Origin of the sequence: Polynucleobacter sp. P1-05-14 (assembly GCF_018881675.1) — a bacterium.
Taxonomy (GTDB): Bacteria; Pseudomonadota; Gammaproteobacteria; order Burkholderiales; family Burkholderiaceae; genus Polynucleobacter.
This window is the reverse complement of the sequence record NZ_JACVPV010000029.1, coordinates 375,447-391,045: the sequence shown is the minus strand read 5'-3', so window position 1 is coordinate 391,045 and position 15,599 is coordinate 375,447. Positions and strand designations below refer to the sequence as shown.

General features: G+C 47.1%; 11 protein-coding genes. 6 read left to right on the top strand and 5 right to left on the bottom strand.

Annotated elements, in window-relative coordinates; genetic code table 11:
- Position 1 precedes the first annotated feature (1 nt).
- From prmB to dapD, 3 genes are read right to left on the bottom strand one after another with little or no spacing between them, the layout of a single operon-like run.
- Positions 2-898 (bottom strand): 50S ribosomal protein L3 N(5)-glutamine methyltransferase, encoded by an 897-nt coding sequence (prmB, locus tag ICN37_RS10470; RefSeq protein ID WP_215321682.1) that lies wholly within the window; start codon positions 896-898, stop codon positions 2-4.
- Between the two features lie 46 nt (positions 899-944).
- Positions 945-2,096: a succinyl-diaminopimelate desuccinylase gene (gene dapE / locus ICN37_RS10465; RefSeq protein WP_216157347.1), complete on the bottom strand. Its 1,152-nt coding sequence runs from the start codon at positions 2,094-2,096 to the stop codon at positions 945-947.
- Between the two features lie 9 nt (positions 2,097-2,105).
- On the bottom strand, positions 2,106-2,933 hold the full coding sequence (gene dapD, locus ICN37_RS10460) for a 2,3,4,5-tetrahydropyridine-2,6-dicarboxylate N-succinyltransferase (RefSeq protein WP_072583047.1): 828 nt from the start codon (positions 2,931-2,933) through the stop codon (positions 2,106-2,108).
- Between the two features lie 174 nt (positions 2,934-3,107).
- Here dapD and smc point away from each other — a divergent pair, with 174 nt between their 5' ends.
- From smc to ICN37_RS10440, 4 genes are read left to right on the top strand one after another with little or no spacing between them, the layout of a single operon-like run.
- On the top strand, positions 3,108-6,629 hold the full coding sequence (smc, locus tag ICN37_RS10455) for a chromosome segregation protein SMC (protein ID WP_216157345.1): 3,522 nt from the start codon (positions 3,108-3,110) through the stop codon (positions 6,627-6,629).
- Positions 6,630-7,700, top strand: a complete 1,071-nt coding sequence (locus ICN37_RS10450; RefSeq protein ID WP_251368522.1) for a cell division protein ZipA C-terminal FtsZ-binding domain-containing protein — start codon at positions 6,630-6,632, stop codon at positions 7,698-7,700. It begins immediately after the preceding gene.
- 9 nt (positions 7,701-7,709) lie between these two features.
- A complete protein-coding gene (gene ligA, locus ICN37_RS10445; RefSeq protein ID WP_216157342.1) occupies positions 7,710-9,725 on the top strand; it encodes an NAD-dependent DNA ligase LigA in 2,016 nt (671 codons plus the stop codon).
- A gap of 11 nt (positions 9,726-9,736) precedes the next feature.
- On the top strand, positions 9,737-10,228 hold the full coding sequence (locus tag ICN37_RS10440; RefSeq protein ID WP_216157340.1) for an NUDIX hydrolase: 492 nt from the start codon (positions 9,737-9,739) through the stop codon (positions 10,226-10,228).
- Here the strand turns inward: ICN37_RS10440 and ICN37_RS10435 are convergent.
- Positions 10,225-12,822 (bottom strand): [protein-PII] uridylyltransferase, encoded by a 2,598-nt coding sequence (locus tag ICN37_RS10435; RefSeq protein WP_216157336.1) that lies wholly within the window; start codon positions 12,820-12,822, stop codon positions 10,225-10,227. The two genes, ICN37_RS10440 and ICN37_RS10435, sit on opposite strands and share 4 nt — an antisense overlap.
- Positions 12,823-12,826: 4 nt before the next feature.
- The gene (gene map, locus ICN37_RS10430) at positions 12,827-13,726 is read right to left on the bottom strand and encodes a type I methionyl aminopeptidase (RefSeq protein ID WP_215322273.1); all 900 of its coding nucleotides are present in this window, start codon (positions 13,724-13,726) and stop codon (positions 12,827-12,829) included.
- Between the two features lie 205 nt (positions 13,727-13,931).
- Here map and rpsB point away from each other — a divergent pair, with 205 nt between their 5' ends.
- Both rpsB and tsf read left to right on the top strand, forming a co-directional pair.
- Positions 13,932-14,681, top strand: coding sequence for a 30S ribosomal protein S2 (gene rpsB / locus ICN37_RS10425; RefSeq protein ID WP_011903288.1), 750 nt, complete (start codon positions 13,932-13,934; stop codon positions 14,679-14,681).
- Positions 14,681-15,565: a translation elongation factor Ts gene (gene tsf, locus ICN37_RS10420; protein ID WP_215321689.1), complete on the top strand. Its 885-nt coding sequence runs from the start codon at positions 14,681-14,683 to the stop codon at positions 15,563-15,565. The genes rpsB and tsf overlap by 1 nt, the downstream gene beginning before the upstream one ends.
- The last annotated feature ends 34 nt before the right edge of the window (positions 15,566-15,599 follow it).

The following is a 15,599-nucleotide window of genomic DNA, read 5'->3' as shown; positions in this document are numbered from 1 at the left end:
CCTAGCGTAAGTCTTCCGCTTGAATTAATAAGACTTGCTCTTCTCCTGCGGAGACTTCCATCCAGATTGCTGGAATTTGTGGGAAAGCTTTTTTGAAATGCTCATACTCATTACCAATCTCGAGCAAAATAGCGCCGCGCTCAGATAGGTAGTCGGGTGCTGAAGCAATAATTCGCCTGATGATGTCCATGCCATCCTCTCCACCAGCTAAAGCCAATTCTGGTTCCGCGTGATATTCAGTAGGAAGCGCATTCATCGAAGCGGCATTTACATATGGTGGGTTACAAATAATGAGATCAAAGAGGTTATCTTCATTAGGCTCTGGTAGGGCATCCCACAGATCGCCATCTAATAGCTCTACTTGAGAGCTGAGACCGTGACGATCTAAGTTACGGGCAGCCACAGAGAGTGCGGGCATGCTGATATCGCATGCACTTACATGAATATCCGGGCATGACAGAGCTAAGAGGATTGCCAGCGAACCGTTGCCAGTACAAAGATCAAGCGCCTTGCCATCAGCTGGCAGCCAGGTCTCTAGTGAGCCATTTACGATAAGCTCTGCAATCCAGGAACGCGGCACAATACTTTGCTCGCTGCAGAAAAAAGGCACACCCATGAGCCATGCTTCACCTAAGATGTAGGCAAGTGGTTTGCGTGTCGAGATTCTGATATCGGCAATAGCGGATGCTTTTTGCTGTTGCTCATCAGAGATTGAATCATCTAGATGATCTAAAGCTTCTGCTGGACTGAGATTGAGCTGCTTGCTCACAATCCACAAGGCTTCACTTTGGGCATCAATTGCCCCGTGGCCATAATGTAAGTTTGCTGCTTCGAGCATTTGTGCGATCTGATTAACGCACTGGTTTACTGTGACGTGTTGCTGAGACTCAGGATCCATGATAGAGGGGTTCTTTAGAAGAAAAGGCAGGTGCGCAATTAATCGATCAAGCGATTAATTGTTCGAGTGTCTTGCGATAGATATTTTTGAGTGGCACCACATCATCAACAATAACGCACTCATCGATCTTGTGACTAGTCGCATTGAGGGGGCCAAACTCCACTACCTCTTTGCAAATCTTGGCGATAAAGCGGCCGTCACTAGTCCCACCAGTAGTAGAGAGTTCTGTATCAATATTCACTTCTGCTTTGATAGACTTGCGTAATGCTCCAGCCAGGTCACCATCACCAGTGATGAACGGGCTACCGCCCAATACCCAGTCAATCTCAAATTCAAGACCCGCATCTTTCAGAATCTTTTCTAGACGCTCACGCAATTGCTCTGGCTTACTCTCAGTAGAGAAGCGGAAATTAAAGTCGACTACGAGTTCGCCTGGGATGACGTTATTAGCGCCAGTACCAGCATGCACATTCGAAATCTGAAAGCTGGTGGGTTGGAAGTATTCATTACCTTTGTCCCACTCGGTTTCTACTAATGCAGAAATCGCTGGTGCCGACAGATGAATTGGATTCTTGCCTAGGTGAGGGTAGGCGATGTGCGCCTGAACACCTTTCACCTTCAGCTTGCCAGATAGAGAACCGCGACGACCATTCTTAATCATGTCGCCAAGCTTATCCACTGAAGTAGGCTCACCAATAACGCAGTAATCCAAACGCTGACCTTGTTTTTGCAAGCGATCGCACATAATGACTGTGCCATCGTTAGCAGGACCCTCTTCATCGCTTGTAATTAAGAACGCAATAGTGCCCTGATGATCTGGGTGTGTAGTGACAAATTCTTCTGTAGCGACCACAAAGCCTGCGAGGGATGTTTTCATATCCGCTGCGCCACGACCATAGAGCATGCCGTCACGAATGGTTGGGGTAAAGGGGTTGTTGGTCCACTTCTCCAATGGGCCTGTAGGCACCACATCAGTATGACCTGCAAATACTAAGACTTTGCCTTGATCACCAGACGTACCTTTTTTAATTGCCCACAAGTTGGTTACCTGGAAGTTTTCAGGACCACTCACCACGCTTTCAGTATGAAAGCCAATCGCTTGGAGGCGTTTTGCAATTAAGTCTTGGCAGCCACCATCGGCCGGAGTTACGGAATGGCAGGCGATGAGAGCTTCGGTGAGCTCAAGTGTGGCGCTCATGGATTTAACTTAGTCGCGGAGTAATTCGTTAATAGCTGTCTTTGCTCTTGTTTGAGCATCAACCTTCTTAACGATGATTGCGGCATACAAGCTGTATTTGCCGCAAGCGGAGGGAAGTGAGCCTGGAACAACTACTGAGCCAGCTGGAACGCGGCCGTAGTGGACTTCGCCAGTTTCGCGGTCATAAATCTTGGTGCTTTGGCCAATATAGACACCCATGGATAAAACAGCGTTTTCTTCAATCACAACGCCTTCAACCACCTCAGAGCGAGCGCCAATAAAGCAGTTATCTTCAATAATCACTGGGCCAGCTTGGATTGGCTCCAAAACACCGCCAATACCAACGCCGCCAGAAAGGTGAACATTTTTGCCAATTTGGGCGCAAGAACCTACGGTTGCCCAGGTATCGACCATCGTGCCTTCGCCTACATAAGCGCCAATATTGACGTAAGAAGGCATTAAAACAGCGTTTTTGCCAATAAATGAGCCGCGGCGGGCCATGGCAGGGGGAACCACGCGGAATCCACCGGCAGCAAAGTCGGCGGCAGTGTAGTTTTCAAACTTGCTGGGAACCTTATCGTAGAACTGGGTAAAGCCACCAGCACTCATAGGTTGATTGTCTTCTAGGCGGAATGAGAGCAAAACAGCCTTCTTAACCCACTGATTTACCTCCCATTTACCGACGTCACGTCGCTCAGCCACACGGATAGTGCCGGCATTGAGGCCTTCTAAAACGGCATTTACGGCATTACGGACATCCCCCGGGGCGCTGTCTGGGGAGAGGTTTGCGCGGTTTTCCCAGGCTTGTTCAATGATGTTTTGTGGTGATTGGCTCATGCTTTTTAGTTAACTATCAGATTGTTAAGGGATTTTGTCCCGGGAGGTAGATTTATCATTATATAGATGGGGCAAAAACGCGTCCAAGCAGGCAAGAGCTTGCTATCATCTTCCCACTTTAGCTTTAATTTTTACCCCTTTATTTGAACCCCTTTTTTCCCTGCAAAGTACGCCGTGCAACTGAAATCCATCAAACTTTCCGGCTTTAAGTCTTTCGTAGACCCAACCCATTTTGAAATGCCTGGCCAACTCATTGGTGTCGTGGGTCCTAACGGTTGCGGAAAGTCGAACATTATTGACGCCGTCCGCTGGGTTTTGGGAGAGTCCCGCGCCAGTGAGTTGCGTGGCGAATCGATGCAGGACGTTATTTTTAATGGGTCTGGTTTGCGTAAGCCATCTGGGCGCGCTAGTGTTGAACTCATTTTTGATAACACTGAAGGGCGCGCTCAAGGCCAGTGGAGTGCTTTTACAGAATTGGGTATTAAACGCGTTTTAACTCGCGATGGAAATTCAAGTTACTACGTGAATAACCAAGTAGTACGTCGTAAAGATATTCAAGATATTTTCTTGGGCACCGGTATGGGTCCAAGAGGTTACGCCATTATTGGTCAAGGTACGATCAACCGCATTTTGGAAGCAAAGCCAGAAGAGTTGCGTGTGTTTTTGGAAGAGGCCGCTGGTGTTTCAAAATATAAAGAGCGTCGCAAAGAAACTGCCTCACGTTTAGAAGACACGGTAGAAAATTTAACGCGCGTTGAAGATATCTTGCGTGAACTCGATCAACAGTTAACACGCTTAGAAAAACAAGCCACTGTTGCTGAGCGTCATGCTGAGCTTTCTACACAGATGAAGTCCCAGCAACAACTGCTTTGGTTTGTGCGCCAGACCGAGGCGGGTAAAGAGCAAGAGCGTCATGCTAACGGTATTCGCGATACGCAAGTTGGCCTGGAAGAACAGACAGCTAAGCTACGCCATGTCGAGGCTGAACTAGAAACTATGCGTACACAACAGTACGCATTACAAGATAAAGTTTCTCAAGCGCAAGGTGATTTATATCAAACCAATTCTGATGTGAGTCAGGTTGAGGCACAGATTCTTTATGTGCAAGAAGCGCGTCAACGTTTGCAGCAGCAAACTCAGGATCTACAAGCGCAGTTACAGCGCTGGACCGTGCAAGAAACAGATGCAGCACAAGCGCAGCGTACTACTGAGCATGAGTTGTCTTTAGCTGCTGAAAAAGAACAAACACTCTTAGCCGATTTAAATGGTTTGCAAGAGCAAATGCCAAGTCGTGAAGAGGCTTATCAAAATGCCTCACGCGAACTCAATAGCGCACGTGATTCAGTCGCATCTATTGAGCAACGTTTAGCCAGTTTGGGTGAACGTCTTCGTTCAATGTCAGCTCAATCAGATGAATTGAAGGGGCGCGAAACTCGCCTTGTTGGTGAATTCGATGGCTTACGCCGTCCTGATGCTGAAGCTTTACAAACAGCAATGGATCGTCAGGTCATGGCCGCCCGCAAAGTGGAGGAGGCTAAGCAGCACGCTGTTGAAACCCAACAACGCGTTCCGGCTGCTGATGAAGCCCGTAATACTGCGCAACAACAGATTCAAATGGCCAATCAAGATCTTGCTCAAACTGAAGCCAAGTTGACGGCATTGACTGCCTTGCAGGCAAGCGTGCAAGCTCAAGGGAAGATTGGGCCTTGGCTTGAAAGCAAGGGCCTTAAAGAAAGCAAGCGCCTCTGGCAAGAACTTAAAGTAGAGAGTGGCTGGGAAACTGCGCTGGAATCCGTACTGCGTGAGCGTTTGGCTGCTGTGACTGCAAAGAGTGTGCAAGAAACATTGGCCCTGGCTAATGATGCGCCCCCAAGCCGTTTAGCAATTTTGCTTACAGAAGAAATCACGCCAGCGCATACCTCTGCTCCTGCGGACTTCACACTATTATTGAGTCGCGTGCAAAGTGCGGGCGCTCCAAGACTCACATCTGTATTGCAAGAGTGGTTAGACAATATCTATATTGCTAGCAGCCTTGAGGATGCTTTGCATCGCCGTGAAAAATTACCGGCTGGTGGCACATTCGTTACCCAGCAAGGTCATTTAGTGAGTCGTGTTGGCGTACAACTTTACGCAGCCGATTCTGAGCAAGCCGGTATGTTGGCGCGTGCTCAAGAGATGGAAAGTCTCGAGAAGCAATTGCGCGCACAACAACTGATGCAAAGTGAGCTCAAGGGTGAGTTGGATCAATGTGTTGCTAACTATCAAGCAGCTCACCAAGCAGCAGAACATGCTCGTGAGAATGCAGAACATGCTGTTCAGGAATCGCACGGCTTTGAAGTGGAAAGAATGCAATTAACTCAAGCTGAAGAGCAATACAGTCAACGTGCAGCACAGATTCAGAGTGAGTTAAGCGAGTTGCGCCAACAGATGGAGCAATTGAGTCAGACCCAAGAGCAGTCTGCTGCTGAGTTGCTTGAATCCGAAGAATCTAAAGAAGGCTTGCAAGAAGCTTTGCAGGTAGCACAAGAAAAATTAGAGCACTCCACTGATGAGCGCGATCGTTTGCGTGAGTCTCTCCGTTCTGCTGAAATGGCTGCTCAAGAGGCGGCCTTTGCAACGCGTTCATTGCAACAGCGCATTACTGATTTGCAACGTGACCAAAGTACCGCCCGTACTCAGATCATGGAAATTCAGGATAAGCATGATGCCGCTGCTCATGAACTAGAAACTTTGAGCGACGAAGAGGCGCAAGATAAATTACAAGGTCTATTACTAGCCCGCAGTGCACGTGAAGCAGCTTTGGCAAATGCGCGTACTGAGCAGGATGCTTTATTGCATCAACTGCGTGAAGCCGATGAGTCTCGTATGCAGGTTGAGCGCAGCCTACAGCCAATGCGTGACAAAGTGGTGGACTTGCAATTGCGTGAGCAGGCTGCTCGTTTGAACTTTGAGCAATTTGCCACATTGCTATCTGATGCAGAGGCTGACCTTACTGCACTTGAAGCAAATTTCAGTGCTGACTTAAAAGTTGGCGCCTTGCAGAGCGAAGTTAATCGCTTGAATACTGAAATTCAGTCTTTAGGCCCAGTCAATATGGCTGCTTTGGATGAGTTATCAAGCTCTCGTGAACGCAAGCAGTTCTTGGATGCGCAGTCTGCCGACTTGAATGAAGCAATGCAGACTCTGACAGATGCGATCGCCAAAATCGATGCTGAAACACGTGATCTATTGCAGGGCACCTTTGACCAGGTCAATACCCACTTCGGTAAGCTCTTCCCTGAGTTATTCGGTGGTGGTCATGCTGAATTGGTAATGACTGGTGAAGAGATTTTGGATTCTGGCGTACAGGTAATGGCCCAGCCTCCTGGCAAGAAAAACAGTTCCATTTACCTCCTCTCTGGTGGTGAAAAAGCCTTGACTGCGATTGCCTTGGTATTCTCGCTCTTCCTCTTAAATCCAGCCCCATTCTGCTTGCTCGATGAGGTGGACGCTCCATTAGATGATGCAAATACCTTGCGTTATGCACAGCTAGTAGCCAAAATGTCAGATAAGACACAGTTTTTGTTTATCTCACATAACAAGATCACTATGGAAATCGCACATCAATTGATTGGTGTCACGATGCAAGAGCAGGGCGTATCCCGCATTGTTGCGGTAGACATCTCTTCTGCTGTTTCAATGGTGGAGGCCGCCTAAGTGTACATAGAACAAATCATGACGATGTTGGGTTTGTCTGATTTGCAATTAGCATTGGCTGTTATTGGGCTATTAATTCTGATAGCAGTCGCGGTTCTGAATATTAAGTATGCTCGTGCTCGTCGTAAGGCAAAAGAGCTCAGTGAATATTCTGTAGATGATCGCTTTGGAAAAGAGCCGAGTTTTGGTCAAGGTTTTGCCGATGGCGATGCAGGGCGCACTGAGCCTAGTTTCGGCGAAGTGATCACAACCATTTCTGCCCCAGAAAAGTTTACGATTGATCCACGGATTGATTGTGTCATCACACTGCGCTTTGATGAGGCTATTAGCGGCTCAGAAATTCTAGAAGAAATTAATGCCTGGACGGATCTTGAGGCGCAATCGACTGCACGCTGGATGTGTGAGGGCTTAAATGCCAATCTAGATGTTGCTGAGGACTGGGAAGTACTCCATCCTGACTCTAAGTATTCTGATTTACAGCTAGCCATTCAGCTAGCAAGCCGCAAAGGTGCTATCGGCGTTCTAGAGCTATCTGATTTTTGCTCTCGCACCCAAGCGCTTGCTGAAACTTTGGGCTCCCAAATCGATATGCCTAGCGTGAGCACAATGTTGGAAAGTGCGAATGAATTAGATGTCATGGCTGCTGAGAGCGATATTCAGTTGAGTATCAATGTTCTGTTTGATGAACCATGTCCATGGGGTAACTTTGATGCGCTCATGCGTCAACGTGGCTTTAAGTTATCTCGTAATGGCCGCCAATATGAATATCTCAGCAAAGGCGTAGTACTTTTTAGTAGCACTGATTTTGATCCAAATAAATCGGTAACTCAGGTGACCTTATTGCTTGAAGTTCCCTTGGTCCCGCAAGAAGAGCGTGCATTTGAGCGAATGCTCTCTGAAGGTGTGGAGATTGCACAAGCTGCTCATGGGCGCTTGGTGGATGACAATGGTATCAACTTGAGTGAGGCTGCGGTCATTAGCATTCGTCAGCATCTCGATGTTCTCTATGCCAATCTTGAGAAATCTGGCGTTCCTGCTGGATCTTCTACAGCTAGCAGACTATTTAGCTAGGAAATCACTTTGTCGTTCACCAGTCCGACAAATTTAGCGGAGCGTTACGCATTCTTGCAATTAGAGCTTGCTCGTCTAGAGCATGCCTATTATGTTTTAGATAATCCGCTTCTTCCGGATATTGAATACGACCGCCTCTATAGAGAGTTAATTGATATTGAGACTGCTCATCCCGAGTGGATTACCCCAGAATCCTTGTCTCAGCGGGTAGGTGGAGCAGCATTAAAAGAGTTTGATTCTGTTACTCATGCAGTGCCAATGCTTTCATTAAATAATGCATTTGAAGATAGTGAGCTGATTGCCTTTGATCGTCGTTGTCGTGAGACTCTTCATGCTGATCATGTGACCTATGCAGGTGAATTGAAGTTTGATGGCTTGGCAATCTCACTTCGCTATGAAAATGGCTTGCTCGTAACTGCTGCCACTCGTGGTGATGGCGCTAGCGGTGAAGATGTCACTGCCAACATTAAAACGATCCGTGCTATTCCTCTCAAGCTCACTGGAAAAAATATTCCGCAGGTCCTAGAGGTGCGCGGTGAAGTCTTTATGTATCTCAAAGACTTCGAGAAAATGAATCGACAAGCGGCAGAGTTGGGTGAGAAAGAATTCGCTAACCCTCGCAATGCAGCAGCAGGTAGTCTTCGTCAATTGGACTCTAAGATTACTGCGAAGAGGCCACTCTCTTTCTTTGCCTATGGCTTAGGTGCTCTAGAGCCTCAGTCTTGGTTGCCTAAAACCCATGCAGAATTACTCAATGCTTATGCTGAATTGGGTCTACCGGTTTGCTCGGAGCGTAAGGTATTGCATTCTGTAGAGGAGATCTTGGCATTCTATAACGATGTAGGGGCCAAGAGGGATTCATTGCCCTATGACATTGATGGCGTGGTCTACAAAGTTAATTCTTTTGCCGAGCAAGCTAAGTTAGGATTTGTTTCAAGAGCTCCCAGATTTGCATTGGCACATAAGTACCCAGCGCAAGAAGCCCTCACTACCGTTTTGGGTATTGACGTCCAAGTAGGACGCACAGGTGCAATTACGCCCGTAGCAAGGCTCGCTCCTGTAGAGGTGGGCGGTGTCACAGTTACCAACGCCACGCTACACAACGAAGACGAAGTGAAACGTAAAGATGTGCGGATTGGCGATACCGTTTCAGTGCGAAGAGCGGGGGATGTGATTCCAGAAGTGGTTTTAGTTATCAAGGATCGTCGCCCCGCAAACACCCATGAGTTTCAAATGCCAACCCGCTGCCCTGTATGCGATTCACATATCGAGCGTTTGGCAGATGAGGCGGTGGCCCGTTGTAGCGGCGGTCTTTTCTGTGGCGCACAGCGTAAGCAGGCATTAATTCACTTTGCCCACAGAAGAGCGCTGGATATTGAGGGTTTGGGAGAGAAGATTGTTGATCAATTGGTCGACCACAATCTAGTCAGAACCCCCGCAGATCTTTACAGACTAGGATTCACAGCGCTAGCTAACCTAGAGCGTATGGGTGAGAAGTCTGCTGATAACCTCATTCAGGCAATCAATCAATCCAGAAACACCACCTTAGCCAGATTTATCTTTGCTTTAGGTATTCGTCACGTAGGCGAGACTACTGCCAAGGATCTAGCTAATCATTACCAGTCCATGCATGCCTTAATGGATGCAAATCTTGAAGATCTGCTGACCGTTAAAGATGTAGGCCCCGTTGTTGCGGATTCCATCACGAGCTTTATGCAAGAAGCGCATAACCGAGAAGTCATTGAGCAGTTACTAGCCTCAGGAATGCAGCTCGCTGTAGAAGCAAAAGTTATTAGTGAAGCAGTTGCAGGTAAGACATTTGTCCTGACTGGTACATTTCCAACAATGACTAGAGACGAAGCTAAGGATCTCCTGGAAAAAGCTGGTGCCAAAGTAGCGGGATCCGTCTCTAAGAAAACAGACTATGTTGTTGCTGGTGCGGATGCTGGAAGTAAGCTCACAAAGGCTGAAGAGCTAGGTGTGCCAGTGATTGATGAAGCAGCAATGCTCAAACTTCTTAAATAGTTTCTTTCAGCATGAATATTTTTTCTGAAATTGCCATTCAGGGCCGCAAAACTATTCATCATGTTCAGTGTGATGCTGTTCTTAAGTCGTCCAATCCATTTTCTCGCTCAACAACCCAGGGCCACATTACAGCCAGTGGCTTAGTAATTAAGGATGACAAAGTGCTCTTAATTTTTCATCCATATATAAAACGTTGGTTTCAGCCTGGAGGCCACATTGATGAAGGGGATTCACCAATTGAGGCTGCTATTAGGGAGGTATATGAGGAAACTGGCTATATCTGCGAGCTAGATGCCAACAGTCAAGAGCCCATTGACATTGATATTCACGAGATTCCTGAGAATTCCAAAAAGGGTGAGGGCGCTCATTTGCACATAGATCTACTTTATAGGTTGCGAGCCCTACGACAAGAGCAATCTGCAGAAGATATTGAATGTAAGTGGTTTGCTTTTAGCGAGGTTGAAAGCATTCGCATCCAACGTGCTTTAGCTAAATTGGCTTAAGCCCCTAAAGCCTCAAGTAGTTCAGTTTCTAGCTGGATCTGCAGCTTTGGATTCTTACCCAGGTTTGCTGCATCCAAGAGTAGGATATCTTCCACTCTTTCTCCCAAGGTATTAATTCTGGCAGTATGAATCGATACCTGATGCTTTGCTAATACTCTAGAGATGGTGTAGAGCAGTCCGGTACGGTCACTTGCAGAGAGTGCCAATGTGTAATAGCGGCCACGATCATCCGGAACCATATGCACGCGTGGCTGAATTGGGAAAGTGCGCGACTGTCTTGAAAGGCGACCCATGCTTGGGTTAGGTAGTGGCTCCGCATTCGTTAAAGCCTCGGTCAACTCAAATTCAACGAGTTGAATAATGTCGCGATAGCTACCACCTTCATCTACCAGGTTGCTGCCTGAGATTTGGAAGGTGTCCAAAGCATAGCCGTGCCGTGTTGTATGAATGCGGGCATCCCAAATGGAGAAACCATGTCTTTCAAAGTAGGCGCAGATACGAGCAAATAAATCTTCTTGGTCTTTAACGTAAACAGCCACTTGCAAACCTTCACCAATGGGGGACAGTCTTGCCCTCACAATCGGTTGGTCGCTATTCACCTTGTTGTATAGATGACGTGTGAGCCAAGCAATGTCAGATGAGTCCTGCCTTAAGAAGAAGGCTACATCTAATTGCTTCCATAAATCTTCATAAGATTCGTCATTGATGCCATACAGACGTAATTTAGCTTTGGATTCTTCTTGGTGCTGCGCTAATTCTGATGAGGCATCTGTCTTGGCTCCGCCGAGCACTCTTAAGGTCGCGCGATAGAGATCTTCCAGGAGCTTGCCTTTCCAGGCATTCCATACTTTAGGGCTGGTTCCACGCACGTCAGCCACAGTCAGTAAATAGAGTGCAGTCAGGTGGCGCTCATCACCCACCTTTTTAGCAAATGCTCTTACTACATCTGGGTCGGTGATGTCTTGTTTCTGAGCGGTTTGACTCATGTTGAGATGCTCAGCGACCAACCAAACTAATAGCTCAGTATCTTTTTTTTCTAAGCCGTGATCCTTGGCGAACTTGCGCATGTCAGCTCTGCCCAATTGAGAGTGATCACCGCCACGTCCTTTGGCAATATCATGAAAGAGTGCGGCGATGACCAGTAACCAAGGTTTCTCAAAGTGAGCAATAAGGCTGCTGCAGAAAGGGAACTCATGCGTATGCTCAACCACCATAAAGCGGCGTACATTCCGCAATACCATCAAGATATGTTGATCAACGGTGTACACGTGAAATAAGTCATGCTGCATCTGCCCAACAATCTTGCGGAAGGCTGGGAGGTAGCGACCTAGCACGCTGCTGCGATTCATGAGATGGAAGGCGCGACTGACGCCTTCGGGTTGCTTTAGCAACTCAATAAAGAGGGCTCTATTGATCGGGTCGGCACGCCACTTGCTATCCATCTTGGTACGAGCGTTATAGAGAGCTCTAAAAATAGTTGCGGACAGACTCTTTACATTCGATGCTTGGGCAAATACCAAGAAAGTTCTCAGAATCTGTTCAGGATGATTTTGAAAAAGCTGGGGATCGGTAATATCCAATACCCCTTGACGCTCAATAAAGTGCTCGTTACCTTCGCCTGGAATGGTGAGAATCGTTTTGGACTCTTGCGGAAAGAGCAGGGCTTCAATGTTTTGCAAGAGAACGTCATTCAATTGGGTTACTGCTTTAGCTGCCCAGTAGTAGCGACGCATGATGGCTTCGCTGGCTTGACGTGAAGATTCCTCTTTAATCCCCATCGATGCTGCTAATGCTGCTTGCAAATCAAATGCAAGAACGTCTTGCCTACGTCCCGCTAACAAATGGAGGTTGGCGCGCAGGGTTTCCAAGAAACGTTGATTGCGTTTGAGCTCAGTGAGTTCGCGCTGCGTCACCAGACCAGCTTCATTGAGGTCCTTGAAGGTGTCCCCCAATAGCGCAGCCTTACTAACCCAGGTGATGACCTGTAAGTCACGCAAGCCCCCAGGACTCTCTTTGCAATTAGGTTCTAAAGAATAAGGGGTGTTTTGATATTTGTAATGACGCTGAATTTGTTCAGCTTGTTTGGCCTGAAAAAAGGCTTTTGGATCCATCGCCGCTTCAAAAGCTTTGGCAAAGTCCTTGAAGAGCTGCTTCTTGCCACAAATGAGTCGCGCCTCTAAAAGGGAGGTACGCACTGTGATGTCTTGTTCTGACTCAGAGATGCATTCAGCAACATTTCTGACTGAGGAGCCAATTTCTAATCCAGTATCCCAGCAGCTGGCAACAAATTGCTCAACTTGCTTTGAAAGGGCTCTAGCCTGTCCTTCATCAGCAGGCAGCAGAATCAGAATATCAATATCGGAGTAAGGAAATAGTGCGCCCCTACCGAATCCGCCAACTGCGATTAAGGTGGCTTCATTATTTAAGCCGCAGCTATTCCAAAGATGGGAAAGGAGCTGATCGCTTAATTTAGAGAGTTGCTTAGTTAATTTACCAACAGACTGTGTTTTTCTAAACTCGTCGTAAGCAATTTCGCGAGCGGCACGTAGACTAGCTGCATCAATAACATTGCTAACTGCTTGCGACTGACTCATTCTATTAAGCGCTTACTAATGTCGGTCTAAATGAAAGGCCTTTAACGCAATCAGGAGGTGGGTTGCTTCCTTCTGACCAAGTCAGCACTTCAACGCCTGTTGGGGTAACCAACAGCGTATGCTCCCATTGGGCTGACAAGCTGCGGTCTTTTGTCTTCACGGTCCACTGGTCAGGCATGGTGCGAATATCTCGTTTGCCCGCGTTGATCATTGGCTCGATCGTAAAGGTCATGCCGACTTCTAACTTTTCACCAGTACCTGGTTTGCCATAGTGAAGAATCTGTGGGTCTTGGTGGAATACTTTGCCAATGCCATGACCGCAGTATTCGCGCACGACTGAGTAACCTGCTTTTTCAGCGTGGGTCTGTATTACGTGACCGATATCGCCAAGTGATGCACCTGGTTTCACTTGAGCAATTCCTAACCACATGCACTCAAATGTGATTTGTGTAAGGCGTTTTGCCATGACAGAAACTTCGCCCACCATGAACATGCGACTAGTGTCGCCGTAGTAACCATCGGGGGTAATAACGGTAATGTCTAAGTTCACAACATCACCATTTTTGAGAACCTTGTCGCCTGGAATTCCGTGGCAGATCACATCATTCACGGAAGTGCAGATGGATGCTGGAAAGGGAGGGTATCCAGGCGGCTGATAATTTAATGGAGCCGGAATGGTCTTTTGGACATCGCGCATGTATTCATGACAAATCCGATCCAATTCGCCCGTGGTAACTCCCGCCTTAACGTGGGGAGCCACATGGTCCAAAACTTCGCTAGCTAAGCGGCCAGCTTCGCGCATCCCAAGGATGTCTTTTTCTGCGGTAAATACACTATTCATGCCTTGATTATCAACGACTTGGATAGTTTTGGCTTGGTCATATTGCCTAAATTTTAGGCAAATATCCCATTTTTGGGGCTTCTAGGGCCTATTTTGAGAGTTGACCCCTTTTATTGCTTGGGGGTGAGGGTGGCTAGAGCATTGATATTTAAGCTATAATTTTGGTCTCGGGTCTATTTTGGACTTGAAATCGCGAGTTGAGCCTTCCAGGGTGGCGTTTTTTAGCGCAGCTAGGACTCAACTTTAGAACCAACCCTTAGGAGAAGTTATGTCAGTAACTATGCGTCAAATGCTGGAAGCCGGTTGCCATTTTGGTCACCAAACTCGCTTCTGGTCCCCAAAGATGGCCCCATTCATTTTCGGTCATCGCAACAAAATCCACATCATCAACTTGGAAAAAACATTGCCAATGTTTCAGGACGCCCTGAAATTTGCAAAACAAGTTGCTTCTAATCGTGGCACTATTTTATTTGTTGGTACTAAGCGTCAATCACGCGAGATCATTGCTGAAGAAGCTGCTCGTGCTGGTATGCCTTACATCGACAGCCGTTGGTTGGGTGGCACACTCACCAACTTCAAAACTGTTAAAGGTTCCCTCAAGCGTTTGAAAGATATGGCAGTTGCTAAAGAAGCTGGTGACTGGGAAAAGCTCTCCAAGAAAGAAGCTTTGACTAATGACCGTGATCTCGACAAATTGCAAAAAGCACTTGGCGGTATTCAAGATTTGAATGGCGTTCCTGATGCAATTTTTGTAGTGGACGTTGGCTATCACAAGATTGCTATTACTGAAGCTAACAAGCTTGGTATTCCAGTAATCGCTGTTGTAGATACCAACCACTCACCAGAAGGTGTTGATTACATCATTCCTGGTAACGATGACTCCAGCAAAGCGGTTCTCCTTTACGCACGCGGCATTGCAGATGCAATCCTCGAAGGCAAAGCTAACTCTGTTCAAGAAATCTTGACAGCAGTTAAAGAAGGCGAAGAAGAGTTTGTTGAAGAAGGGAAAGCTGAATAATGGCCGCTATTACCGCTGCAATGGTTGGCGACTTACGCGCCAAAACTGATGCTCCGATGATGGAGTGCAAAAAAGCTTTGACTGAGGCTGATGGTGATATGGCTCGTGCAGAAGAAATTCTGCGTGTAAAGCTGGGTAGCAAAGCTGGTAAAGCAGCTTCTCGTGTTACGGCTGAAGGTATTGTTGCTACTTCTATCAATGGTACTACTGGTGCCTTGTTAGAAGTGAACTGCGAAACTGACTTCGTTTCTAAGAACGACGATTTCTTGGCATTTGTAAATGACTGCGTGAAGTTGGTTGCTGAAAAGAACCCGGCTGACGTTGCTGCATTGTTAGCATTGCCATTGAATGGTCAAACTGTTGATGAGGTTCGTAGCGCACTGATCGGTAAGATCGGCGAGAACATCATGCCACGTCGCTTTAAGCGTTTTTCTGGTAGCAACAAGTTGGTTTCCTATCTCCATGGCGCTCGTATTGGTGTCATGGTTGAGTTCGAAGGTGACGAGACTGCTGCTAAAGATGTAGCAATGCACATTGCTGCAATGAAGCCAGTGGCCCTGTCTATGGCTGACGTTCCTGCTGAAGCAATTGCTGTTGAGCGAAGCGTTGCTGTTCAAAAAGCTGCTGAATCTGGTAAACCACCAGAAATCGTTGAAAAGATGGTTGAAGGTTCCATTCAGAAGTACCTCAAAGAGGTTTCTTTGTTGAACCAAACTTTCGTTAAAAACGACAAGCAATCTGTAGAGCAAATGCTCAAGGCTGCAAATACAACAATCAAGGGTTTCACCATGTTTGTTGTAGGTGAGGGCATTGAGAAGCGTCAAGACGACTTTGCGGCTGAAGTAGCCGCACAAGTGGCTGCCGCTTCTAAAGCAACAGCTTAATAGGCTAGTTTGGGGCTTGCCCCACTGCTTGGTA

Bases quoted from the DNA above. Each gene is read 5' to 3' on its own strand.
- ICN37_RS10435 (WP_216157336.1), bottom strand. From the start codon at position 12,822: ATGAGTCAGTCGCAAGCAGTTAGCAATGTTATTGATGCAGCTAGTCTA.
- dapD (WP_072583047.1), bottom strand. From the start codon at position 2,933: ATGAGCCAATCACCACAAAACATCATTGAACAAGCCTGGGAAAACCGC.
- dapE (WP_216157347.1), bottom strand. From the start codon at position 2,096: ATGAGCGCCACACTTGAGCTCACCGAAGCTCTCATCGCCTGCCATTCC.
- rpsB (WP_011903288.1), top strand. From the start codon at position 13,932: ATGTCAGTAACTATGCGTCAAATGCTGGAAGCCGGTTGCCATTTTGGT.
- ICN37_RS10440 (WP_216157340.1), top strand. From the start codon at position 9,737: ATGAATATTTTTTCTGAAATTGCCATTCAGGGCCGCAAAACTATTCAT.
- tsf (WP_215321689.1), top strand. From the start codon at position 14,681: ATGGCCGCTATTACCGCTGCAATGGTTGGCGACTTACGCGCCAAAACT.
- prmB (WP_215321682.1), bottom strand. From the start codon at position 898: ATGGATCCTGAGTCTCAGCAACACGTCACAGTAAACCAGTGCGTTAAT.